The sequence below is a fragment of the Paenibacillus hunanensis genome, assembly GCF_014645615.1.
GTDB classification, from domain to species: Bacteria; Bacillota; Bacilli; order Paenibacillales; family Paenibacillaceae; genus Saccharibacillus; species Saccharibacillus hunanensis.
This window is the reverse complement of sequence record NZ_BMMB01000005.1, coordinates 47,655-69,692: the sequence shown is the minus strand read 5'-3', so window position 1 is coordinate 69,692 and position 22,038 is coordinate 47,655. Positions and strand designations below refer to the sequence as shown.

Annotated in this window: 15 protein-coding genes; 12 read left to right on the top strand and 3 right to left on the bottom strand. The window is 49.0% G+C overall.

Translation table 11 applies throughout. The features are described 5' to 3' along the window. The first annotated feature begins 181 nt into the window (after positions 1-181). The 7 genes from IEX62_RS11580 (at position 182) to IEX62_RS11550 (ending at position 8,535) form a co-directional block, all read left to right on the top strand. Entirely contained in the window at positions 182-511 is a 330-nt protein-coding gene (locus IEX62_RS11580; RefSeq protein ID WP_188775694.1) for a hypothetical protein, read from the top strand. After that, on the top strand, positions 508-1,509 hold the full coding sequence (uvsE, locus tag IEX62_RS11575; protein ID WP_188775693.1) for a UV DNA damage repair endonuclease UvsE: 1,002 nt from the start codon (positions 508-510) through the stop codon (positions 1,507-1,509). Before IEX62_RS11580 ends, uvsE begins: the two co-directional genes overlap by 4 nt. A gap of 157 nt (positions 1,510-1,666) precedes the next feature. After that, positions 1,667-2,527: an inositol monophosphatase family protein gene (locus IEX62_RS11570; RefSeq protein ID WP_188775692.1), complete on the top strand. Its 861-nt coding sequence runs from the start codon at positions 1,667-1,669 to the stop codon at positions 2,525-2,527. A 245-nt stretch (positions 2,528-2,772) separates the two neighbouring features. Next, the gene (locus IEX62_RS11565) at positions 2,773-3,051 is read left to right on the top strand and encodes a hypothetical protein (protein WP_188775691.1); all 279 of its coding nucleotides are present in this window, start codon (positions 2,773-2,775) and stop codon (positions 3,049-3,051) included. Positions 3,052-3,222: 171 nt separating this feature from the next. After that, positions 3,223-4,641, top strand: a complete 1,419-nt coding sequence (locus tag IEX62_RS11560) for an SGNH/GDSL hydrolase family protein (RefSeq protein ID WP_188775690.1) — start codon at positions 3,223-3,225, stop codon at positions 4,639-4,641. A 578-nt stretch (positions 4,642-5,219) separates the two neighbouring features. Beyond that, positions 5,220-7,001 (top strand): cache domain-containing sensor histidine kinase, encoded by a 1,782-nt coding sequence (locus tag IEX62_RS11555; protein WP_188775689.1) that lies wholly within the window; start codon positions 5,220-5,222, stop codon positions 6,999-7,001. Continuing rightward, positions 6,976-8,535, top strand: coding sequence for a response regulator transcription factor (locus tag IEX62_RS11550; RefSeq protein ID WP_188775688.1), 1,560 nt, complete (start codon positions 6,976-6,978; stop codon positions 8,533-8,535). The genes IEX62_RS11555 and IEX62_RS11550 overlap by 26 nt, the downstream gene beginning before the upstream one ends. A gap of 552 nt (positions 8,536-9,087) precedes the next feature. On the opposite strand, the gene IEX62_RS11545 is transcribed toward IEX62_RS11550, so the two are convergent. Together IEX62_RS11545 and IEX62_RS11540 are read right to left on the bottom strand one after the other, a co-directional pair. Next, positions 9,088-9,534, bottom strand: a complete 447-nt coding sequence (locus tag IEX62_RS11545) for a copper amine oxidase N-terminal domain-containing protein (protein WP_188775687.1) — start codon at positions 9,532-9,534, stop codon at positions 9,088-9,090. A 103-nt stretch (positions 9,535-9,637) separates the two neighbouring features. Further along, a complete protein-coding gene (locus tag IEX62_RS11540) occupies positions 9,638-10,123 on the bottom strand; it encodes a copper amine oxidase N-terminal domain-containing protein (RefSeq protein ID WP_188775686.1) in 486 nt (161 codons plus the stop codon). 450 nt (positions 10,124-10,573) lie between these two features. Between IEX62_RS11540 and IEX62_RS11535 the strand changes: the two genes are divergently transcribed. The 5 genes from IEX62_RS11535 to IEX62_RS11515 all read left to right on the top strand — a co-directional run bounded on the left by IEX62_RS11535 (position 10,574) and on the right by IEX62_RS11515 (position 20,424). After that, positions 10,574-11,872 carry an ABC transporter substrate-binding protein gene (locus tag IEX62_RS11535; protein ID WP_373289123.1) on the top strand — a complete coding sequence of 433 codons (1,299 nt, stop codon included), beginning with the start codon at positions 10,574-10,576 and terminating at the stop codon, positions 11,870-11,872. Between the two features lie 353 nt (positions 11,873-12,225). Beyond that, positions 12,226-13,125 carry a carbohydrate ABC transporter permease gene (locus IEX62_RS11530; protein WP_188775685.1) on the top strand — a complete coding sequence of 300 codons (900 nt, stop codon included), beginning with the start codon at positions 12,226-12,228 and terminating at the stop codon, positions 13,123-13,125. A gap of 51 nt (positions 13,126-13,176) precedes the next feature. Beyond that, a complete protein-coding gene (locus tag IEX62_RS11525) occupies positions 13,177-14,028 on the top strand; it encodes a carbohydrate ABC transporter permease (RefSeq protein WP_188776050.1) in 852 nt (283 codons plus the stop codon). Between the two features lie 663 nt (positions 14,029-14,691). After that, positions 14,692-15,855, top strand: a complete 1,164-nt coding sequence (locus tag IEX62_RS11520) for a glycoside hydrolase family 88/105 protein (protein ID WP_188775684.1) — start codon at positions 14,692-14,694, stop codon at positions 15,853-15,855. Positions 15,856-16,683: 828 nt separating this feature from the next. Next, a complete protein-coding gene (locus IEX62_RS11515; RefSeq protein ID WP_229685739.1) occupies positions 16,684-20,424 on the top strand; it encodes a DUF5695 domain-containing protein in 3,741 nt (1,246 codons plus the stop codon). Positions 20,425-20,732: 308 nt separating this feature from the next. Here the strand turns inward: IEX62_RS11515 and IEX62_RS11510 are convergent, their stop codons facing one another. Then, positions 20,733-22,022 carry a hypothetical protein gene (locus tag IEX62_RS11510; protein ID WP_188775683.1) on the bottom strand — a complete coding sequence of 430 codons (1,290 nt, stop codon included), beginning with the start codon at positions 22,020-22,022 and terminating at the stop codon, positions 20,733-20,735. Positions 22,023-22,038: the final 16 nt, after the last annotated feature.

Genomic DNA, 22,038 nt, shown 5'->3' with positions numbered 1-22,038 from the left:
ATGTTCCCTGTTCAACAACGCTCCATATCAACCACAACCCATCATCTCACCCTACAAACCAGTAAAACCAACCAGCCCACCTGTTATACCCACCCACCAAACGGTTTATGGTTTAATAAGACAACTCACGCACAATAACGAACACGATGCCACTCTAATCACATATCAAGGAGGCAACAATATGGGCTTTCAAACTGAATTCAATTCCGTCTGCAAATTCAAAAGCGAGCAAGAGCTACTGGACATGCTCGAATATGGCAAAGGCAAAATGGTCAAACAAGGCTTCCGCGTATTTCCCACCGGACAAAAGGTCATCGCCTACACTCCAGAAAATACAGCCATCGCCATCGTAAAAATCACTGGCTGCATCGCTGAGATCAACTTTCAAGGTCAAGAGGTGACCGAAGTTGAGATGGAGCTGATTCGTAAGCTAACACCGGAGGAATCACGCGTGCAAACCGAGCTGGCACACGAAATGTTTTTTGGTGAGCAGGAGCAGCTGGACGTATGATCGTCCGCTTTGGTTACGTCGCCATCTCATTACAGCTCAAGGATGCTTCTCCCTCTAAGACGATGACGATGACCAATTTTCGCAAGTTGCCTGATCGGGATGCTGCGCTGCGTAGACTGGAAGCGATCGGGCGCGCTAATTTGCAAACAACACTGCGCGTGCTCAAGCATAATGTGGCAGAGGATATCCATATGTACCGCATGAGCTCCAAGCTCATTCCGCTGGCTACCCATGCTGAGCTACAGGACTGGGACCCGGTAGCTGTGCTGCAACCGGAGTTTGCCGAGATCGGCGAATATGTACGCAAGCACAATCTGCGGGTATCCTTTCACCCGGATCATTTTACCGTGATTAACACGCCCAAGCCTGAGGTGCTGGAAGCCGCTGTACGCGATCTACGTCATCATGTACGTATGCTGGATGCGATGGGCCTGGACGCGAGATCGAAAAATAACATCCATGTCGGCGGTGCCTATGGCGATAAACCAACCTCAGGTGATCGATTTGTAGAGCAATTTGCCACACTGGATGATGATATCCGCTGCCGTATTACGCTTGAAAATGACGACAAGACGTTTACGACACCGGAGACGCTGGATATTGCCCAGCGTGCCGGACTGCCGATGGTGCTCGATATTCACCATCATATGGTGAACTGCGAGGGTGAGCTAGCATCGCTGTACTGGCCGGATATTGCGCGTACGTGGGAATCACCGCTGGCGCGTACAGACGTACCGGAGGGCAGTCATTTGCGACCGAAGATTCATGCGTCTAGCCCGCGCAGCGCGACCGATCGCCGCAGTCATGCAGATGGGGTGGAGGCTGGGCCGTTACTCGACTTTTTACGTCAGGCAGCCCGCACGTCCAGTCATCTCGATGTGATGCTGGAGGCGAAGCATAAGGATCTGGCATTGCTGCAATTAATGAACGATTTGCGCGCCCTTGAAGGGGATGGGGTACGCATCATCGACAAAGCCAGTATTGAAGTGTTACCTTAAAGACAGACGATATGTCTAAACTGATGCAGGCAAGGCGAGTCGTTCCAAATGGATACGCTCAGCGGTCTGTGTCCATACTTAATGAGTATTCATATGCAAGCTTGAAAACCAGATCGCAGCAGAAGCTGTCGGTCTAATATACCCAGGGGGATTGAACATGGAAGATAACCAAAAGCAGCCCTATGTTGTCAGCAGTAAAAGTCGTGTCGCTGTAGCGATTAATGCAGCATCCAAAACAGGCGAATGGATCAAGAGTAAGCTAGGCAGCTATCGTCAGCTCGATACGAAGACCTCTTCACAGGATCTCGTAACTGAGGTGGATAAAGGCGCAGAGCAGATGATTCGCAAGCTGGTGCAGACGTATTGCCCGGGCGATGCCTTTCTTGGTGAAGAAAGCGCTGGTGTCGGTGCAGAAGCCTCGATTCGTGCAGTCGAAGCGGTGAAGGATGAGGAATATGTATGGATTGTAGACCCGATTGATGGGACGACGAACTTTGTGCATGGATTCCCATTTTACTGTGTCTCGATTGCGGTTGCTCACAAGGGTGAGGTCATCGTCGGTGTCGTTTACGATCCAACCCATGATGAGCTATTCGTAGCAGAAAAGGGTAAAGGTGCCTATGTACACGGTAATCTGATGAAGGTTGCAGATCATATGAAGCTATCCGAATGCCTGGTAGCAACAGGTTTCCCTGCCAACAACAGCGTAGAGCGCAATACCAAGTCGCTGGTCGATCTGCTGCCCAAGGTACGCAGTATTCGTAACGGCGGCTCAGCAGCACTGCATCTTGCTTATGTGGCAGCAGGTCGCCTTGATGCGTACTGGGAAGTGGGCTTGAACGCATGGGATCTGGCAGCAGGTGCATTGCTCGTTACCGAATCCGGTGGTCGTATCGGTGATATCTCCGGTTCCGATTATGACATTACTGTACGCAATATCGCGGCAACGAATGGACATATCCATGAAGAGCTGCTGCAAGAGCTGCACGCGTCTGGATTGACGGCATTGCCGAAGTAAGAACTGATTTTATACAGGGGCAAACGGGTAAATAAACAGTAGTCAGCCAGTCATCTAACAGTCATCTAAGATTCAGTAGCAGGCGATACACTGCATGGTCGTACGATGATACAGCTCCATGCGTGACATCGTTATGCGAAGGTGTAGCATCATACGCAGTGCTGGCATAACTGAGATGGCGTTTACACATGTGAACGCTAATAGCAAAGACTACCAAACCTTACGATGCAGGGGAGTGAGCGTATATGTCATCATCCGACGAACTAGAACGTGAACTGAGTGAGCGTCTGACCGACGGGGAGATGGTGGAGGAGGAACGCGATCGTCGTGAGCGTCGAATGATTCCACCGAAGTATGAGGTGCGCATCCAGATGGAGCATGACCCGATCGTCGAAGAGACGCTGCAATACCGCAAAATCGCTCGTGAGCTGGATGATCGTTATGATGATTATTTGAAGCGAGCGCAGCACCCGGAGCAGACGAATCACGAAGACGCCAAAGGATCAGGAGCAAATGAAGGATAATTGAAGCGAAATTGAATCTGTTTGTCTATCCTGAATTCCGAGTAATATCCACATCAAAGCCATACGGCTGCCGTAGTCCGCAATCTGGCTACCGCAGCCGTTTTTTTAGTTTTTTGTATAGATGTTGACCCGTATCAATAGACTAGACGAACAGCGAAAAAGGAGCGACTTATGAATAAAATCAAGCTTGAGCCCCACCGTCACGATGCTATCCAGTCACCGCCAATATCACGTCAGCAACGAACCGCAAACGATCACATCTCACCTGTAACAGTAATGAAGAATAAAAGAAAGATGTGGCGTCACATGCTCCTTTCCGGTGCTGTGACTGCATTGCTGGTGGGCAGTAGCGCCCTTCCAATCTCCATCGCACATGGAGCAGATGCTATAAACGGAGCAGCAACGGTCACTGCTGCCAGCACTTCGTCTATACCAAGCTCTACCATCGCTAAAGGTGGCAATCAAGCATATCCTAATATCGTCTTCTTAGGCGATTCGCTGACTGTAGGCTACGAGCCAGATCGCAAGGCGTCCAGCTATGATGGCTTTACCGTTCGTTTGAAGGAGCAGGAGCTATTCCGCGGGCGAGCGACAGTCGATAATGAAGGAATTCTCGGCTTGACGAGCAGTGGCCTGCATAACTATCTGAACGCAATCACCGCAGGTAAGAAGGTCAGTACCAGCGATATTCAGAGCAGTCTGCCGGGTGCTGCTCGTACGCTCGATGGTGCGAGTGTAGCGAAGCAGATTCGCAGCGCCAACCTGATCACGATTACGATCGGTGGTAATGATTTTCTCAATGCACTTGGCTCACTGACCGCATTGCCACAGGATCTGTCCGGTCTGAATCTGGAGCCAGTTATTAGCGGCTACGAAACGAACCTCAAGGCGATCGTTGATCAGTTGATCGCGCTGAATCCATCGGCAACGATTGTGATCGCTGACCAGTATCAACCTGTACCTGCCGTATCCGGTGCAGGCGTGTATAGCAATCTGAATGCTCTGGCTGCTCAATTCAGTGAGATTGTCAGTCAGACGGCATCCAGCTATAAGGCACAGGGGAAGGATGTACGTGTAGCCCATATCGCAGAAGCATTCAAAGGTAACGAGCTGAGCATGACACATATTGCCGAGGGCGATATTCATCCGAATGCGAGCGGCTACCAGTCGATTGCAGTTGCTTTTAGCCGTGCAATCTGGGGTGAAAATGGCTACCGTACGCCCCCTACCTCGGTTAATGCGACCGATCGCACCATCGTGTATACGAATGGACGACTACTGAATAGCTCTACACCACCGCTTGTGCGTAACGGTCGTACCTATGTGGCTTTGCGCGATGTAACTACTGCACTGGGCGCGCGTGTCGCATGGTCGGAGCAGACGAAGCAAGCGACGGTAACGGGAAGCAGCAAGGTCATCATTCCACTTAACGGTAACGCGATTCGGGTAAATGGACAAAATGTTCCGACCGATGCCCCTGCCTTTGTCCAAAAAGGCAAAACCTATGTGCCGCTGGCTGTACTCGCAGACGGTCTTGGTTATGATGTGCAATATGTGAAGCGCTGGAAAGCGGTATTTGTACGTCAGTAATAGCAATCTTGCGCCAGTAATAGTAAGCATAGTAAGTCAGTGTATTCGATCAGTGGAGATGGAGCGAATGTAGCGAGCTGATAGCAGTGTGCGAGCTGTAATATGAGCAATAGTAGGAGTACTATCACCGCTTATATTGCACATTCGTTAATGCTTTCATCACTGAATTAAAATGGATAAATGGGTGCCTCATTCAAATAGCCGAGATGCAGTAGAGTTCGCTCTGTATTTCGGCTGTTTGGCATTGCGATACACGCTTTCTTCGCTACAGAGCAACAGCCTTTTCCATTAAAATCGCTGTATTTTTCAATAATCCTCGCTATAATATACATTAAATTACAATCCATTCATGCCTCTCATCCTTCTCCGCACCATCGCAATATGTTGTGATTACAGCTCCATCAGGGTTATATAGATACGTCATCAGGAAAGTCGCATTCATAAACGCATCGATCATTAACGTACCAATCGCTAATATATCAGTCACTAACATACTAATCACTAATGTACCAATCACTACAGTCACGTAATCCGGTGAACACACCACCAATCCCAATCCGGTTAGGGGGGACGATCATATGCTGGCTCGTTTTAAAAGCGCTTACATTAATCTGGGCATTCATCGTCAGATGCTGCTGCTCATCTCGGCTCTCATGCTGGGCAGCTTTGCCTCCTATTTGCTTGTACTGAATATGGTGTATAACACATACGACAATCAGATGTACGAGAAAACATCGGAGCTGCTCAATATGTCTTCATTTGAGATCGAAAATCAGCTCAAGGATATGGAGAACTTATCCTTTCGCGTTGTGACCGATGAGCAGCTCCAGCGTTATTTATTCCAGCTTCAGCAGGAGACGTCCATTTACGAAAAGAACGTCATTCGCAAAAAGATCACCAATCGACTGGTCGCCTTCGCTGGCTCGGAGAAGTTCGTATATTCGATGCTAGCAGTGGATCGTGAAGGTGAGCTGATGTTTGCTGGCAATCGAGAAGGTGTACCAGCAGGCATGCGCCCTGAGCTGATTCGGCTAGCGCAGCAGCATAGTGGCTCAAATGCCTGGTATGCTGGAGATAAGGGCGAGCTGATCGCTGTGCGCCAGTTCAAGCAGTTCAGTGGTTCGACCTTCACGCTGCATGATCTGGGCACGATTATGATTCGAGTACGGATCGATCGCATCGTACAGGAGCAGGTGGAAAGTAGCTCAGGCAGTCAGCTAATCATCTCGGATGGTGGGAAAATTCTCTATCCTGAGCAGCTTCCGCTCGGTCGTACGATAATCGACGAGGGATTAGGTGGCAGCAAGCCGTACGGTGTGATCGCAGGGAACTCGGAAAGCTACTTCTCCGCACGCATTCAGTCCCCATATACAGGCTGGACGTATCTGCATATGACGCCATTTGATTCGATGTTTCAGCGTGTGATCTGGATCAAGCAATTAGTGACGTTTGTATTTATCGGTATTTTCCTGCTGGCATTGCTGCTCGGTACGAAGCTATCTCGCAGCATCACCCATCCGATGGAACGACTGCTGCAAAAGATGCGTACCGTGGAAACGGGCAATCTGGATCAGCTGGGCGAGCTACCTGCTGATCCAGCGACGACAAGGGCGCAAAATGAAGTAGGGCTGCTGCATCGTACCTTTAATCGAATGCTGCGCCGTATTCGGGAGCTGATCGATGAAAATTATGCCAAGCAGCTCGTTATCCGTGAAACCGAGCTGAAGGCACTGCAAGCACAGATCGATCCTCATTTTCTATATAACACGCTGGAGTCGATTAACTGGATGGCGAAAATGAACAAGCAACCGGAAATTTCGCGGATGGTCGAGGCGCTGGGCTTTCTGCTACGTAGCTCGGTCAATATGACGGACAAGGTCATTCGGCTGGAGGATGAGCTGGACATCGTGCGCAGCTATGTCACGATTCAGCGGATGCGATTTGAGGAACGGCTGAATTTTACGATTGAGGTGCCACCGGAGCTGGGGGATACGCTGATCCCTAAGCTGACGCTACAGCCGCTCGTTGAGAATGCGATCCATTATGCGCTGGAGCCTAAGATCGAGGCATGCCATATTCGCATCAGGGCATGGAGGGAGCAGGATGAGGTGCATATCGTGGTAGAGGATGATGGGCCAGGTATGACGGCAGAATTTCTGGAGCGTCTGCATCAGGGGCAGATACAGACGCGTGGGAAGGGCATCGGGCTAACGAATATTATGGAGCGGATTCGCCTGACCTTTGGCTCGGACTATGGGCTACAGATTCAGAGTGAGCCTGATGTGTGCACGGCGTTCCATATTCGTATTCCATATAACAAAGGGGAGCTATACGATGTACAAAGTGCTGTTGGTGGATGATGAGCGCATGATTCTGGAGGGTATCTCCAGTGTGGTCGATTGGCAGGCGAGTGGAACAGAGCTGGTCGGTACGGCACGTAACGGGCTGGAAGCGTATGAGCGGATTGCCGAGAAGCGGCCGGACATCGTCATTAGCGATATTTCCATGCCTGGTCTGGATGGGATTGGGCTGGTGGCGAAGACGTATGAGCAATTTCCAGATGTACGCTTTATTATGCTGTCGGGCTATAAGGACTTTGATTATGCCAGACGAGCGATGCAATATGGCGTAAAGCATTATCTGGTCAAGCCTTGCAATGAGCAGCAGATCGAAGCGGCGATTGCGGAGTTGCTGTCGGAGCGTGCGGCTGAGCAGGAGCGCGAGCTATTCGTCAGTCGGATGCGCGAGCAGTTTAGCCGGATGCTACCTCAGGTAAAGGAACAGTTTTTGAAGGAATTTATCTCTAATAAAATGTACGGTAGTCGCGATCTTGCCTATTATGAGCGCTTATTCCATATGCAGCTCAGTAATCGCAGCGTGCGGCTGGTGCTGTTACGTGCGGAGAATTCGGACGAATACGAGCACTTATTTGCCCTCAAAAATATCGCTGAGGATGTGCTGGAGGGCGTGCTCATGGGAACGACGATTCAGCTTCACGATGAGCTATTGCTGCTTATGGATGATCCCGGTGAGGTGACCGGGCTGATGGAGGGGCTAAATCAAGTCAAGGATATATTCGCAGGCTTTTATAAATTAGAGCTCACGGCAGCCGTTAGCGAGGCTGGACGAATGGAGGAGCTGCGGAGGCTGTATCGTAATGCGCGCCAGTATATGACCCAGCGCTTCTATGTGGGTGGTGGCAGTCTAATCACACGGCAGGATGTGGCGCTAAGCGATGGACGGGAGCATAGCGGCTTTGAGCTGGATGAAGAGCAATTCACGATGATGATCCGGTCAGGGCAGGTGCAGGAGGTGGAGGCAGAGATCGCTGGACTATTTGCTACACTGGGGGAGCTACGTCACGATATCGCGGTGACACGCTCGTATGTGCTACAGCTGTATGCGGTAATGCTGCGTCTGTACCCGGAGGATGAACGAAGCACACCAACTGCACGGCTGGCGGAGCTGTCCCGACTGGATACACTGACCGGGCTACATGACTTTATCCGCCAGGCTGCTGTGGAGCTGACAGGTGGATACTACCGCAGTAATATGAACCGCCAGTCATCGGTTGTGAATAAAATGCTACGGATTATCGAGGAGAATTATGTGAATGCCGAGCTATCGCTGAACGGTGTAGCCAATCAGATGCTGTATATGAACCCGGACTATCTCGGTAAAATTTTCAAAAAGGTGACTGGAGATAATTTTTCACATTATGTGAATCGGTATCGGATCGAGCGGGCGATGGAGCATATTCGGCGCAGTGGCGATGTGAAGGTGTTTGAACTGGCGGAGCTGTTTGGGTTTGGGGGGAATTCGCAGTATTTTAGTCAGGTGTTTAAGAAGGTGACGGGGATGACGCCGACGGAATATCGTAGGTGTGGGGAGTAAGATGCCTGGGGGGAGTGAAGTGGTTTGAGCTCTTAAATTTTTAAATCTCTGAGTCTCTAAATCTTTAAATCTCTAAATTTTTGAATTGCGTGGAATGTTTAGGGAGTTTGTTGGGATGGGGCATCAAGCACTCCGGCAAGGAATAAGGGAACGGACTCGGGTGGAGCCGCGGGAATCTTTTGGAATGGGGTGAGAATGAAGATTCCCGCCCCTCCAAAGGAGTCCTTTTCCCTTATTTCCTTGCCTGCGTTCCGTGCTGCCTGCATCATTTTTAAAAGCAGTAAAAGCAGTAAAAGCAGTAAAAGCAGTAAAAGCAGTAAAAGCATTGGGCATTGGGAGCAAGAAAGGCACTTAGAATGGTATGAGTTTTAAGAGCATTGAAAACACAAATTATAACAAGCAAAATAGGCTTGATGCGATCACTGGATCATTGGGAGTGGTGTCGGCATTTACTCCTGTGAGGAGGAAGCAGTAGAAAACGCTTATCTCCAATCAAGTTCATTTGGAGATAAGCGTTTGTTGTGAGGAACGATCGTATTGGTTTGATGGTTCTTAATTTGGAATTTTAATATAGATGCGAGCGTTATCGTCTTTTGTGATCCAGGTGACCTGGGCGCCGGAGGCTTCGGCTACGAAGCGGAGGTTGACGTAGAAGAGCTGGTCGTCCTGGTTGTAGATTGGGGGTTCGAGCAGGTCGAATTCTTGTCCGTTGACATAGGCTTTGTCGGAGTAGGCGGTTAGTGTGATGGTGGTATGGTCATTGGTGGCGGTCACGGATTTTTTGGTGTTGTCCCAATCGACGTTCATATGTAGTTTTTCGAATACGGTACGAAAGGGAACGTAGGTGATGCCTGCTGCCGAGACAACGGCGTGCATGTCTACGTTTTCGTTATTTACATACACTTCTGGCTGTTCCAGGGATGCGTGTGCCTGAGGGGCACGTAGGAGCATACACAGTATTAGAACTGCCAGAATATATATGGATTTACTGAGTTTCATGTAGTAGCCTCCATTGTTCAATCTCATGGTTATACGCTTATAGTATACACTGTGACTCGAAAATGAACAGATAGAGACCAAAATCGAACGTAGCTGCAATGGATTATTGGCTGCTCGTATCGGATGGGAGCTTGGACAGATTGGGGTCGGTAATATTGATCGTGGCGCTGTCTGTTTGATCATCTTTGGACCAGTTGACGGTAGCCCCTGTGGATTCAGCGACAAAACGTAAATTGACGTAGAAGATGCCGTCCTGAGGATTATAAGATGGCGGATTAAGCAATTGCACTTCTTTATCGTTTACGTAGGCTATGTAAGAGTTGTTTGTTAGTACAATCGTTGTCGTTCCATTCGTAGCAGTCACTGATTTTTTAGCATTGTCCCAGTTTACAGTCATCTGTAGCTTTTCAAAGATCGGACGAAAAGGGACATACGTAACACCTATTGTCGCAACAGCAGCATAAATATCTAATTTCTCATGATTGACATAAATCTCAGGAAAGTCACGAGAAGCACTGGCAATATTGGAAATGGGGAGCAGAAGGGTTGCTGCAATCGCAAGAGAAGATAAATGTTTGAAAAGCTTCATTTTTTGACCTCCATCATGTTGTTAATCAACTGTTAGGTTAAGTAGTTATAGAGTAGTTTCGAGCTTTTTTGCTGTCTAAGGGCTACTGAAGCTAAACGGCATAGTAAAACAGATATCCCTCCTTTTATTGTAATTACATGAATCAAATTACAATCTCATTATGAAAAAGTCAACATACGATGAAGGATTGAAATGTGCTTTTTTCTGAACAGTTAGGTGGGAGTAAAGTACAATTTATTATGGTTTAAGGGATTTCTCGTACATATTCTGCTACCCCAAGCCTCTGTTTTTTACACCAAAACCTCGGATTTGTGTATTCATTTGACCCTGCGCATCTGCGAAAATAAAAACACGATCATAATGTAAGCGTTAACAAAAACACATAGTAACGACTTCTGCGTCAGACTCATCGCTAGATCAGACGGTTCATAACGAGAGGGGATAACAAGCATGAAGATGAAAAAGACAGCAGCGATCGCCGTACTGGTAGCCATTTTGCTGATGATTACAGCGTGTGGTAATTCCGGTAGCAGTACAGGCGCAAGCGGTGGCGATCAGGGAGGCAAGACGATTCGGATCGCCTGGTGGGGTTCGGACACGCGTCATAGCTATACGCAGCAGGTTATCGATCTGTACAAAAAGCAGAACCCGGGCGTGAACATTGATGTCGAATATGCTTCCTTTGATGATTACTGGAAAAAGCTTGCTCCGCAAGCCGCAGCGAATCAATTACCCGACATTATCCAGATGGACATCTCCTACATTAGCCAGTATGCGAAAAATGGTCAGCTTGAAGATCTGAAGCCATACATTGGTAACGGCATCAAGCTGGACGATGTGAGCGAGAGCGTCATTAGCACAGGCATGATCGGCGGCACACAGTACGGGATTCCGGCAGGTGTGAACGTGTTAGGTTACCAGTACAATCCAGAGCTGCTGAAAAAGGCGGGCATTAACGAGCTGCCAGCCGATTGGACATGGGATGATTATGAGAAGCTTGCTCTGCAAGCGAAGGATAAAGGCATCTACTTTGACGAGTCGATGACGGCGGATGTATTTTTCAACTACTACCTGAGAACGAAAGGCGCCTCGCTCTACAATGCGCAGGGCACTGGGCTTGGCTATGAGGATGATGCACTGTTCGCTGACTTCTTCGGTCGTCTAGCCAAGCTGATGAAGGAAGGCGCTACCCCTTCGCAGGAAACATTGAGCCAGAACAAAGGCATTCTGGAGGAATCTGCGGTGGTCAAAGGGACAGCGATTGGTACATGGCAGTGGTCGAACCAGTTTGTCGCGCTGCAAAAGGTATCAGATCGCCCGATGGCACTGGCTCCAATGCTCGGACCGGATATGGAAAAGGGCATTTACATGCAGCCAAGTATGTACTGGGCAATCTCGAAAAATTCACAATCCAAGGACGAAGCAGCCAAATTCATCGACTTCTGGATTAACAACGAAGAAGCCAACAAGCTGATCAAGGGCGAGCGCGGTGTACCAATCTCTTCCAAGATCAAAGAAGCAATCACGCCAGAGCTGACCGATGCCGAGAAGCAGGTATTCGATTTTGTTAGCAAAATGGAGCCGATCGCTTCGCCAATGAGTCCACCACCGCCAGTCGGCTCTGCTGAGGTAATCGCCAGCCTGTCCGACTATGTGGAGCAAATCAATTTCGGTCAAATGACAGCCGCTGATGCTGCTGCCAAATTCCGTGCAGATGCGAACTCGATTCTAGCGAATAACCAGCCATAATCACTGTGAGCAGGATGGCTGTTTGATCGGTAAGCCTTATCGTGAGCAGAGGAACCCGGCGAAGGAAAAAGCGAACGGAAAAGGATGATTTCAAATATTAGGGATACTCTAACACGGGGAGCGATACAAGTGATTTTGCGTCACTGCATCAAGTCCGTTCGCTTAGTGTTTCTCAAAGTTGGGTCTGCTCCAACCGATCAGTTCAACCATCAACAAGTATCAACAAGTATCAACAACCATCTTAACACGTCATCAACGCAGCCTTTCATGCCAGCCGCCGCATAGTCTCGGATGTTGGAGCAGGCTGCGTTATTTTAAACCAACGCTATCTATTACGGGAGGTGCATGGACGTATGCGAAACCATTCGCTCAAAGCCAATCTGACCGGCTATACGTTTATTAGTCCGTTCATTATCGGATTTCTGGCGTTCACGCTGATTCCGATGTTCATATCGCTGTATTTATCCTTTACGAGCTACAACCTGTTTAGCCCACCACGCTGGGTCGGATTGTCTAACTTTGAGAAGATGTTTACGAATGATCCGAAGTATTGGAATTCGGTCAAGGTCACGCTCTATTACGTGTTTATCGGCGTGCCGCTGCGACTGACCTTTGCCCTGTTTGTCGCGATGATTTTGAATACAGGCTCACGCATGATCGGTACCTATCGTACGATCTACTACCTGCCATCGATCATCGGCGGTAGCGTCGCGGTATCGATTATGTGGCGTAATATTTTCAGCGAGCAGGGGATCGTGAACGGCATGCTGATGGCGCTTGGTGCTGCACCTGTGCAATGGTTTGGCAATCCGAATGCAGCGCTCGGTATGCTGATTACGCTGTCGGTATGGCAGTTCGGCTCGTCCATGCTCATCTTCCTCGCAGGTCTTAAAAATATTTCCGGGGAAATGTACGAGGCGGCAAGTGTGGACGGTGCAAAGCCAGTTCGCAAATTTTTCAGCATCACACTGCCACTGCTCAGCCCGATCATTTTGTTCAATCTGATCATGCAGACGATCAGTGCATTTATGACGTTCGTGCCTGCGTATATTATTTCCAAAGGCGAGGGTGGCCCACTGGATGGCACGATGCTGTACTCGCTCTATCTGTTCCGTCAGGCGTTCATGTTTAACAACATGGGTTATGCGTCTGCGATGGCATGGATTATGCTGATCTTCATCGGTGTGATCACCTTCATTTTGTTCAAAACCTCAAAGCTCTGGGTATTTTACGAGTCGGAAGGAGGCCGTTAAGCGATGGATGGACCAAAAGCACAGCAATATAGCACGATTGCAGGTACAGGCATGCAGCGCGGCACCTTGTGGCGTCGTGTTAAATGGCCGCTCTACCACATCCTTGTCGGCGCGCTCGCCCTGTTGATGCTGTACCCGATCATCTGGATGTTTTTTAGTTCATTCAAGGAAAGCCGCACCATCTTCACAACAGCGACTACATTGCTACCGGCAGAATGGATCTGGACGAACTATGTAACAGGCTGGAAGGGCATTGGCGGCTATTCATTTGGACATTATATCTGGAACTCACTCGTCATCGTCGTGCTATCCACGCTCGGTGTCGTCCTTTCATCCGCATTGATCGCCTTTGGCTTCGCTCGCCTTCAATTCGTCGGACGCACCTTCTGGTTCGGCGTGATGATGGTTACGCTGATGCTACCACACGATGTGGTGCTGGTGCCGCAATATATCATTTTTACCAAGCTCGGCTGGCTCAATACGATTTGGCCAATCGTCGTACCGCAATTTTTCGGCGCACCGTTTTTCATTTTCCTGATGGTACAATTCATCCGCACCATCCCAAAAGAACTCGACGAAGCCGCCACCATCGACGGCTGTGGCAAGTTCCGATTATTTCTACAAATCATCATGCCACTGATCAAAGCATCACTTGCTACCGCAGCGATCTTCTCCTTCTACTGGAGATGGGAAGACCTGCTCGGCCCAGTACTGTACCTTAATTCACCGGACAAATACACCGTGTCGATGGGCCTCAAAATGTTCCTAGACAGCGAATCCGCATCCAACTGGGGCGGCATGTTCGCCATGTCCATGGTAAGTCTGCTACCGGTTATTCTTGTATTCTTCCTGTTCCAGAAGCATATCGTTGAAGGGATTAGCAGTAGTGGGATTAAAGGGTGATTAATGAGCGATTGAGCAAACTGTTGTTGTAGGGCATCAACCACTCCGGCAAGGAATAAGGGGACGGACTCCCCGTCTCGCACAGGAATCTATGGATTAGGAAGAGATGTAGATTCCCGCGCGGAAGAGGTGAGATATTTTGCTTAGCAAAAATCATTCTTTATTAAACCACGTGTTAGAAGATCGCTAACACTATAAGTCCGTCCACTCCCCTTATTTCCTTTCCTGCGTTCCGTGATTCTTGCACCTATACAATGTTACTCATGCACTCTACAAAACTTAGAAGATCAATCTATACCCTAATACATCACATCAATTTAACGCTGTATAAGTACATTTATAGCAGAAGATGGGTAGATAAAGCCCATTTCAACAAGACTTTCAAAACAACCTAAATATTTAAAAAAGTCCTACAAAAAGCCCTTAAAATTCTTTCAAAAATGCCACTGAAAATTTGCGTGAAGACGTATGTTATGAGCAGCACGGAACGGAGGGAAGGAAATAAGGGGAAAGGGCGACTTTTGAGCACGGGAATCTACAATCCACTCCTACTCCATAGATTCCTGTGCGATACCAGAGCCCGTCCCCTTATTCCTTCCCGGAGTGGCCCCTGCTCACCCCAGCTACGTTTTACACAAACCCTAAAAACAAGGAGGCTTCACCATGCCAGCATTGCATTTCGACGAGCAACACATCAAGCAAATCATCGACCGCGTTGTAGAACGCACCTTTAATATGGACTTCAACTGGGATTGGCCCGGTGGCGTAGCTTTTTACGGCGTATGTGAAGCGTATGAAGCGACAGGCAAGCGTGAATATTTAGACAAGCTGCGTGAATGGGTAGACGAGAATATTGCAGATGGCTTGCCGCCATTGTCGGTAAATGGTGTATCGATTGGTCACGGACTGCTCACCCTGTACGAAGCGACAGGAGAAGAGCAATATTTGCAGATCGCGAAGGAAATGGCAGAGTTTCTGGATACGAAGGCAGAGCGCTTTGCGGAAGGCGTGTTCCAGCATACCGTCAACTCGGAGACAGATATTTTCCCGGAGCAGGCGTGGGTGGATACGATGTTTATGGCAGGCTATTATCTGCTGCGTATCGGGCATCTGCTCGGAAATGAGCGTTATTTTGAGGATGGACTACGGCAGTATCATGGGCATGAGGAGCTGCTACAGGATGCGGATACGAATCTGTATTATCATGGCTGGGATAACGTGCAGGGGAATCATATGTCCTCGATCTACTGGGCGCGTGGCAATTCCTGGGCAGCATTAACGATGTCCAAGGCACTGCAATATGTCCCGGTTCAGCATCCATCCTATATGATGATCGATGGCTCGTTACGAGATCAGCTGAGTGCGCTCGTACGTCTGCAAGCACCGGAAGGGCTATGGCATACAGTACTGGATGATGAGACATCCTATCTGGAAACGTCTGGCTCCGCAGGTATTGCGACGGCACTGCTTATGAGAGGACGACTATATAACAAGTATTCGCAAAAGGCGATCGACGGCATTCTTGCACGCATTAAGGAGGATGGCACAGTCACCGGTGTATCCGCAGGAACCGCGGTAATGAACGATATCGATGGCTACCGTCAGGTTCCTGAGAAACGTATTCAGGGCTGGGGACAGGGACTAACACTCGCGTTTCTCGCGCAGCTTTTGCGTACCAAACAGGATATATACGGACAAATGACGAGCAAAACGAAAGGCGATATCGAAGCTTCATCCCACATCGAATCCGTCTCGGATCATACGTCCGGGCGCGATGAGCTGGCTACGACTAATGTTCCCGATGAAGCAGGAATCGAAACGCATTAAGCACGCATGGGTAGTCTGCACCACAAGTTATATTGCACCGATCAGTATAAAAGAATATGAACGCATACCAATTTACGTTAATACGTATGTTATGAGTAGCACGGGAACCTGCATGTTCTACTACTTCATGGATTCCTATGCGAGAGGGGAGTCCGTTCCCATCCTCCTTACTAGAGTGGAATCTGCTCACCGCTCACTAGGTTTTACGCAAATCAGTTAAGATGCTGTACATGGTGCAAGCCGCTTGAATCCTAATGGACGAAGCGGCTTTTTACCGTGCCATCTGGTCATGGAGTGAACTCAGCGTAACCGTTACCTGGTATCCAGTGGTCTGGATGATGTCATCTACCAATGTGTAGCAGACATGCAGTCGGAATGGCAGAAGCTGTGTACTACAGAGTCCACCTTTTACAACATTGCCTCACAATAACGCAAGAACGAGACAGGAGAGGAGTCTCTTTTTGATTCCTAAAATAAGGACTTGTCATTTTGTGATATGGATGCTATAACCAATGCGAATAAGCAAATTGCTTGTTAATGACAAGTATTCGATTGCTAAATGCGGTCTGAAATCAGGCCAGCAGCGAGTCGATAACGCGTCATGATAGGGCATGTCGCAGCATGCAGAGCAGCAAAACGTTAGATAACGAATGTATCAACAACAAAGATACTGAGACTATTGTTCGTCTAACAAGCTATTTTTAATACGACACGTTTTGTAATCAAGGGGCTGTTTTTGTCGATTCGTATGCTAGAACTGTACTGCTATGTACCGTAGATAAGAGACCATCCATATGACAAAAACGATATGAGCTGAGGAGGCGCAACATGATGAATGATGATGTACAATGGCGAACAATTGGGAAGATGGGATGGGCTCTATGCTGTGCCCTGCTGCTGTTATTCGTGCAGCTACCTACCTTTACCTATGCCGCAGATGAAGGAACAGATTCAACAGACATCTCGTTATCAGGAAGTCAGGTGCAGGTGAAGATCGGGCAATATGGAGAGATATCGTCGCTCAAGCTGACCAATGATCTATTCCCGACCGAATATGTGATGAATAAAACGGTAACTTCTGAACAGGATACATATGATCATCAGTGGATGGGTGAACTGTTATTCACCTATCGTCTAGACGGGGGAGAATGGCGCAAGGCTTCGACCAATCAATCGGATGATGTGCGCCACATTCAGCAGAGCGGACAGCAGGTACAGGTTACGTATGAGCATTCCCGTCATGCTGAGGGCATTCGTGATTTTCGCCTGACGGAGACGTATGCGATTAAGTCGGATGGCTCGCTGGGCTGGACGATTGGCATTGAGAATACGAGCGGTAAGAAGCTGGAGATTGGCGATTATGGGCTACCGATGCCATTTAACGAGCAGTGGAATTATGGAGACGAGATTTATGAGACACGGGTTGTCACCCATGCCTTTATCGCTAACGATAGCTCGTATCTGACGGCGAGTCGTCCGAGTGGATTAGGGCCATATCTGCTCTTTATGCCGGATGCAGATACAGGGGCAGGGCTGGAGTATCAGGATCGCTGGCGCATTGAGGAGCATCCGGGCAGCAAGTGGGCATGGAATCCGGCAAATGAAGGCAAATGGATCAAAGGGCTGAATGTTTTTTACCCGCATTCGGCGGTTATTCGTTTTACGAATCGGGGGTATTTGCCTAATACGAGTCTGGTGCTGAATCCGCAGGCAAGCAGTCGATATGGATTTACATTTGCAGCGGTGAAGGACGAGCAGCAGATGAAGCAGACGCTGTACGAGCATGGATTGATCGATATGACCGTCGTACCAGGAATGATCGTGCCAACCAATCAGCCGATTCAATTCGACCTGCGTACCCGTCAACCGATTCGGAGCGTGAAGGATGGCAAGGGGCGTACTATTGCATTGGATCGAACGAAGACGGGGGATCATCATCTGTACCGCTGGCGTTTGGATCAGCTAGGCCCACAAAATGTCACGATCCAGTACGGTAATGGCAAGCGAACGGTGATGCAATTTTACGGCATTGATCCTGTAGATAAGGCGCTATCCGCACATGCCAGCTTTATGGTTGATCATATGCAGTGGAATGCACCGGGCGATCTGCGGGACAAAGTGTATGATGACTGGATGATGCATACGAAGCAGAAGCGTAATGCCTTTAACGGCAATGTGTTTGACACACCGGAGCCGTGGGGCTGGGGTTGGGGCGATGATTGGGGATTGACGCATGGTCTGTTCCTTGCCGAGCAAAATCGATTACAGCCGGTCGCGCGTCAGGTGCAGTCGCTGGATGATTATCTGGAGACTGTAGTCTGGAACAAGCTGATGAAGGATCATCATGACGATTATTTAGTGCGCAACTTCCTGACGGCTGACGAGGGAGCGACACTGACCGATCGCGGCTATGCGTATCCGCATGTGTACAATACGTACTTTGATATGTATCAGATTGCTCGTGATTATCCGGGCTTGATCGCGTACAAGCACGATCCAGACACGTATTTGCTGCGTGCCTATCATATTATGAAGACCCTTTATGATGGCCCAGTGAATTACAGCCTGGCTACAGGCTTGATGGGTGGGCAGACCACGCCAGAGCTAATCGCTGCACTGGATCGCGAGGGTTATGTGAAGGAAGCGGATAATATCCGAGATAAGATGGAGCGCAAATTCGCGAATTTTAGCAGTAATAAATATCCGTATGGCTCTGAATATTCCTATGATAATACAGGCGAAGAAGAGGTCTACACACTCGCTCGTTCCCAATGGGAAGCCGGTAAGAATACCGATAAGGCACTGGATATGATGAGCGAGATCAATTCGAAAACAAGAGCCAGCCGTGGGCAAATGCCAGTCTGGTACTATTACGCTGATCCGGTGACGAATACGGGCGATAACTGGTTTAACTTCCAGTACACCACCTCACTGGCAGGCTATACGATGGATGATTGGATTCGTCAGCATCTGGTCGCTGATCAGCCGACACTTGCCGCTGAGCAGCTGCGTCTGGCGTATGCCTCCAAGCTTGCCAATGTGGGCGCGATCAATAGCGGACAGATGAGTACAGATGCTGCTAATATTGGCGCTGCCTCGTGGACGTATCAAGCGGAAAAGGGGAATCAAGGCACCAACGGTACAGGCGGTGGACGCGATGTGCCACTGATGAACGGCTGGCGCAGCATGACCGGTGAAGCGGATCTGGGACTGTTCGGTGCGCTGCGTATACTTAGCGCAGATGTGGCAGATGACCCCATCTTCGGTCTCATCGGTTATGGCGCAGAGGTGAAGGATACCGGAATAACATATCAGATCACTCCAACGGACGGAGTGTATAAGAAGCTGCATATTTTACCGCTGGGCTTCAATATGGAGCTGGTACGAGATCAATACCGAGCAGCCGAGATCAGTAAGGACAAGCGCAGTCTGCGACTTCAAATGACCAATACATTCCCGTCTCAGGTTCATCCAACATCGATCGAGTTAAGCGGGCTTCAGCGTTCTGCTTATAGTATCAAGGTGAACGGTCAGGCGGCTGGAACGCTAAATGCCTTTGCAGATCGCGTAACCTTGAACGTATATGCACCTGCGCAGGCGAATTATACGATTGAGCTAGCGGCAACGACATCAGGCAGTAATGTAGCTCCACAGGTCGATGCCGGAGCGGATCAAAGTGGGGTAGCAAGAGAGCCGATCGCGTTAACAGGAACCGTGACAGATGACGGACTGCCAGCTGGCGTACCGCGTGCACACTGGAGCGTTGTAGCTGCACCGAAGGATGCAAAGGCTACATTTTATAATGCCGATGCAGCGCGTACTACGGTTACGACAAGCACCTATGGTGCGTATACATTCCGCTTAACTGCAACCGATGGCAGTCTGAGCAGCAGCGACACCGTAACAGTACAAGTGTACGCTCCGCCCGCACTACCGAAGCTACTTGCGTACTATCCATTTGATGAAGGTAGCGGAACGGTGACAGCGAATACGTATGGTAGCAAGAAGCCGGCTTCTTTACAAAATGGAGCCGCATGGGCAAAGGGCATACAGGGTAACGCCGTATCGCTAAATGGACAGGGAGCCTATGTACAGCTACCGGATGATGTGCTCGGTGGCAGTCATGATCTGACGCTCTCGTTATGGACAAAAGCAGAATCATTACAGGATTACAGCTCACTGTTCGATATCGGTCCGAATCAGTTCCTGTATCTGTATCTGGCACCACAGGTAGAGGGGCATATGCAATTTGGCATTACGAATAACGGTTCCAATGGAGAGCAGACGATTCAGGCACCTGTGATGCAGACAGGCGTATGGAATCATGTCGCCGTCACGCTGTCTGGCTCTACCGCCATTTTATACGTGAATGGGGTAGAGGTAGGACGGAATGAACAGATTACCGTTGACCCTGCCACATTTGGACATACGACGAAAAATTATATGGGCAAAACGCGCTACGATGATCCGCCGTATCATGGGCTGCTGGATGATTTTCGTGTTTATAGCCGCGCACTGGATGCTAGAGAAATCGCAGCTCTGGCACATTCAGATAGCAAGCGACAGTAACTAGAGTAGACGTCAAGCCGATCAGCTACATGATACGATTCTGCCTTCATGGCATACAAAAGCAGCGAATGAGCGACCGTATCACCGGTACGTCCCATTCGCTGCTACTTCATACAATGATGAATGATTGCTACTAATCCAAGAGGTAATCGCATGTACATTAAAGCGGATCAAGCGTGAGTATCGCTTCTTCTGTTCGTTTTCAGACTTCTCTTTTTGCACTCTTCCATTAATGAATGAAGACCCATCAGTGAAGAGAAGTGAAGATGACAGGATATCCACGATCAGCTTATCGATAACCGTACATGCTAGATTAAAGGCTGCTTGACCAGCTTGAATTGACGATCCTTCGTTTCGATCAGTAGATACAGCAGCTTGTTCTCATATTTGATCAGTCGCAGTCTGATGTCATCGGATAGTTGTGGTAGCTGCCACAGCTCCTTGCCCTGCTTGTCATACAAAGACATACGGTCTTCATCACGATCTGATAGCAGCAGCTGACCATTGCTGTATTCGGTTGTCCAGAGTGGCTCCTGAGCCTTAAAGACATACGTTTTCTCGACCAATAGCTTCCCGGATGCTACATCATAACGTCGATAAATCGGATAAGAAGTCGCTCCATTCGGACCAAGTGGTGGATGTTTCGTGCTGTAGCTGTAAATGACAGCCTGTCCATTTTCCAGTTGAAAGTCGCTTTGTAGATTCCACGGTATCTCGACGACTTTGCCATGGTACGATGTACTGCTCGTATTCAGCATTTCAAAAATCTGTTCGGTCTGCATCAAGCTACCTGCTGCATATTGAATGACCAGTCGGTCGGATTGATATTCCATATGCGTGCTATGGATGTCCTTCAAGGTATGGTTTTGCAACGCTTTGAGCTTGTAGGTACGAAGTGGCTTTTTCCAGGGAGATTCATAGATGCGTACCTCATCCTGTTGCTGGATGGCGATCCGTTCCTTTTCCCCTTGCTGTAAGGGAGCCGACCAGCTGATCTGATACGACGAGAGCTGATGGTCGGATAAGGAGCCTAGCAGCGAAGCCGGATAGTTGAAGGTGGATAGCGTTTCGCCTTTAGAGCCAAGCACAAGCTTTTGCAAGTGCTGCTTATTTTGAATGATTAGCACCAGCTTGCCGCTTGAAGGCAGCGCTCGATAGCTGTAAATATGCTCATATTGATGCGACCACAGATTGCTGCCTGTTTGCAGATCGTTTAGATAGATATCACCGGTTAAGCGATCTACGAATAGAACACGATCCTGAGGCAGCGCTACGATATCCTGCTCAATCCAGAAGTCCTGGGGAAAAGAAAGCTGTTGCTGCTCCGTTGTGATCGGTCTGGAATTAATAATCGGCGCATCGGTCGCCTGTGTGGCTGAATGGCTTGACGATCCATTGGTTACGGTACTCAAATCTAGCTGCTGTGCGGTCGGATGTGAAGCGGTAGCGTGTTCCATTACATCTGATGTTCCAGCAGCTATCGTAGCTGCATTAGCGTAGTTACCTGCTGGCAGCAGAACACTGCAAAGTAATAGCGGAACGATGAGCAGCCGCGTCCATAAGGCTTGGGCTGAAACGCGTGCATGAAATGGCTTCATCTATCTTCTTCCTTTC

Bases quoted from the DNA above. Each gene is read 5' to 3' on its own strand.
- uvsE (WP_188775693.1), top strand. From the start codon at position 508: ATGATCGTCCGCTTTGGTTACGTCGCCATCTCATTACAGCTCAAGGAT.
- IEX62_RS11540 (WP_188775686.1), bottom strand. From the start codon at position 10,123: ATGAAGCTTTTCAAACATTTATCTTCTCTTGCGATTGCAGCAACCCTT.
- IEX62_RS11545 (WP_188775687.1), bottom strand. From the start codon at position 9,534: ATGAAACTCAGTAAATCCATATATATTCTGGCAGTTCTAATACTGTGT.
- IEX62_RS11565 (WP_188775691.1), top strand. From the start codon at position 2,773: ATGTCATCATCCGACGAACTAGAACGTGAACTGAGTGAGCGTCTGACC.
- IEX62_RS11550 (WP_188775688.1), top strand. From the start codon at position 6,976: ATGTACAAAGTGCTGTTGGTGGATGATGAGCGCATGATTCTGGAGGGT.
- IEX62_RS11555 (WP_188775689.1), top strand. From the start codon at position 5,220: ATGCTGGCTCGTTTTAAAAGCGCTTACATTAATCTGGGCATTCATCGT.
- IEX62_RS11515 (WP_229685739.1), top strand. From the start codon at position 16,684: ATGATGAATGATGATGTACAATGGCGAACAATTGGGAAGATGGGATGG.
- IEX62_RS11510 (WP_188775683.1), bottom strand. From the start codon at position 22,022: ATGAAGCCATTTCATGCACGCGTTTCAGCCCAAGCCTTATGGACGCGG.
- IEX62_RS11530 (WP_188775685.1), top strand. From the start codon at position 12,226: ATGCGAAACCATTCGCTCAAAGCCAATCTGACCGGCTATACGTTTATT.
- IEX62_RS11535 (WP_373289123.1), top strand. From the start codon at position 10,574: ATGAAGATGAAAAAGACAGCAGCGATCGCCGTACTGGTAGCCATTTTG.
- IEX62_RS11570 (WP_188775692.1), top strand. From the start codon at position 1,667: ATGGAAGATAACCAAAAGCAGCCCTATGTTGTCAGCAGTAAAAGTCGT.
- IEX62_RS11580 (WP_188775694.1), top strand. From the start codon at position 182: ATGGGCTTTCAAACTGAATTCAATTCCGTCTGCAAATTCAAAAGCGAG.
- IEX62_RS11560 (WP_188775690.1), top strand. From the start codon at position 3,223: ATGAATAAAATCAAGCTTGAGCCCCACCGTCACGATGCTATCCAGTCA.
- IEX62_RS11520 (WP_188775684.1), top strand. From the start codon at position 14,692: ATGCCAGCATTGCATTTCGACGAGCAACACATCAAGCAAATCATCGAC.
- IEX62_RS11525 (WP_188776050.1), top strand. From the start codon at position 13,177: ATGCAGCGCGGCACCTTGTGGCGTCGTGTTAAATGGCCGCTCTACCAC.